Annotated in this window: 2 protein-coding genes and 1 pseudogene; 2 read left to right on the top strand and 1 reads right to left on the bottom strand. The window is 71.6% G+C overall.

Annotation, left to right across the window (positions count from 1 at the left end):
* The coding region (locus H5J30_RS29975; RefSeq protein WP_181790516.1) for a serine hydrolase domain-containing protein at window positions 1–951 on the top strand (951 nt) is incomplete at its 5' end.
* Window positions 952–978: 27 nt separating this feature from the next.
* Here the strand turns inward: H5J30_RS29975 and H5J30_RS29970 are convergent.
* The gene (locus H5J30_RS29970) at window positions 979–1,593 is read right to left on the bottom strand and encodes a TetR/AcrR family transcriptional regulator (protein ID WP_181790514.1); all 615 of its coding nucleotides are present in this window, start codon (window positions 1,591–1,593) and stop codon (window positions 979–981) included.
* Window positions 1,594–1,699: 106 nt separating this feature from the next.
* On the opposite strand from H5J30_RS29970, the pseudogene H5J30_RS29965 reads away from it, so the two are divergent.
* Window positions 1,700–1,964, top strand: a pseudogene (locus H5J30_RS29965) (ABC transporter permease); the annotation flags it as partial.

Raw genomic sequence — 1,964 nt, 5'->3', positions numbered from 1 at the left:
CAGGAGGGGCAGTCCGACCATTCCGGCACCAGCGGCGTCGCGGAGCGGGACACGCAGCGGGCGGTGCCGGCGCGCGGGCAGTTCCGGATCGGCAGCATCACGAAGACGTTCGTCGCCACCGTCGTGCTGCAACTCGCCGACGAGGGCCGGCTGCGGCTGGACGACCCGGTCGAGAAGTGGCTGCCGGGGGCCGTACCGGACGGCAGCCGCATCACCGTGCGGCACCTGCTGGGCCACACCAGCGGGGTGTACGACTACAAGCGCACCCTGACCGTCCCGCCCGACCCGGCGTTCCTGGACTACCGCCACCGGACGTGGACACCGCAGGAGCAGATCGACCGCGCCGTCGCCCACCCGCCGACCTCGACGCCGCCGGGCACCGCCTACGCGTACTCCAACACCGGCTACATCCTGCTCGGGGAGATCATCGAGAAGGCCACCGGGCGCACGTATGCGCAGGAGATCGGGCGCCGGATCATCCGGCCGCTGCGGCTGCACGACACCTGGCTGCCCGGGACGTACCCGCGCATCCGCGGAGCGCACATGCGCGGCTACGTCCCGATCGAGCAGGACGGCGGGATACCGCTCGTCGACTTCACGGAGATGAACCCGTCGCTGTTCGGCGCGGGTGGCGAGATGATCTCCACGGCGGGCGATCTCGACCGGTTCTTCGCCGCTCTGCTCGGCGGGCGGCTGCTGCCGGACCGGCTGCTGGACGAGATGCGCACGCCGTCGTTCGGGGGGAAGGCGTACGGACTGGGGCTGACCTGGAAGGACACCGCCTGCGGGACGACGGTGTACGGCAACGACGGCGACGCCATGACGTACCAGACCTGGTCGTTCACCACGCCGGACCAGGGCCGCCAGGTCACCGTCGCGCTCACGCCCGACCACCGCGCCGACCTCGACGACTCCGTCGACGCCCTCCTGGACGCGGCCTTCTGCGACTGACCGGGCCGGGGGCCGCCGGCCGGCGGCTCAGGCGTGCGGCGAGAGCAGCGCGCGCAGCCCGCTGCGGAGTTCGACCTCGACGTCCTTGAACACCGCCCGCTGCACGATGGACCCCTGGACGAGCGCCATCAGGGCGCGCACCACGTGGTCGGTCGGGACGTCCGCGCGCAGCCGGCCCGCCTCCTGGTACGTGCGGACCAGCTCGGCCCACATGACGCGCATCCGGTCGTAGCCGGCGTTCAGCGTGGCGGCCAGCTGCCCGTCGCGCAGGGTCTCGCTCCACACCTGCACGATCAACTCGGCGAACGCGCCCGGCCGGTCGGTCCCCGACTCGCGTTCGTGCTCCTCCAGCACATGGCTCAGCACCTCGTCGATCACGTCGTCGAGGGGGCGCAGCGGGGCCTCGCGGCCGGCCGATTCGAAGGCCAGCCGCATCCGCTCGAACGCCTCCTCGGCGACGGCCGTGATCAGGTCGTTCTTGCCGCGGAAGTAGCGGTAGACGGCGCCGGAGGACAGGCCGGTCTCCTGGAAGACGTCCTGCATGGACGTGGCGTGGAAGCCGTTGCGCGTGAAGCAGCGCCGGGCGCCGTCCAGGATCTGCCGGCGCCGGGCGTCCAGGTGGGCCTGGGATACGCGAGCCATGGCACCCACAGTAAAACGAACGTTCCTTCTTGACAAGTTCCGGCGGCGCCGCGCAGAGTGAGTCTCGTAAAACGAACGATCCTTCTCTTTACGATCGAGGCTCCCGATGTCCTCCAATCGCCGCGTGCTCGCGGTCGTCGTCCTGGTCCCGGCCCTGATCGCCCTCGCCCTGTGGTCCTTCGTCTGGCCCAACGCCAGACTGGCGCCGCGCGACCTGCCCCTCGGCGTCGCCGGGTCCGCGCAGGCCACCGCGCCGCTCAAGACTCAACTGGCCGAGCGCGAGGGCGCCTTCGAGGTGCACGCGTACGCCGACGCGGCCGCCGCCCGCACCGCCGTCGAGGAGCGGGAGGTCTACGGCGCCGTCGTCGCCA

The sequence above is a fragment of the Streptomyces phytophilus genome (assembly GCF_013870535.1).
Lineage (GTDB): Bacteria > Actinomycetota > Actinomycetes > Streptomycetales > Streptomycetaceae > Streptomyces > Streptomyces phytophilus.
The sequence above is the reverse complement of the archived record's forward strand: the minus strand, read 5'-3'. Positions and strand labels throughout refer to the sequence as shown.

What these genes read in the sequence shown, in the direction of transcription:
- H5J30_RS29970 (WP_181790514.1), bottom strand. Translation starts at nt 1,593, where the DNA reads ATGGCTCGCGTATCCCAGGCCCACCTGGACGCCCGGCGCCGGCAGATC.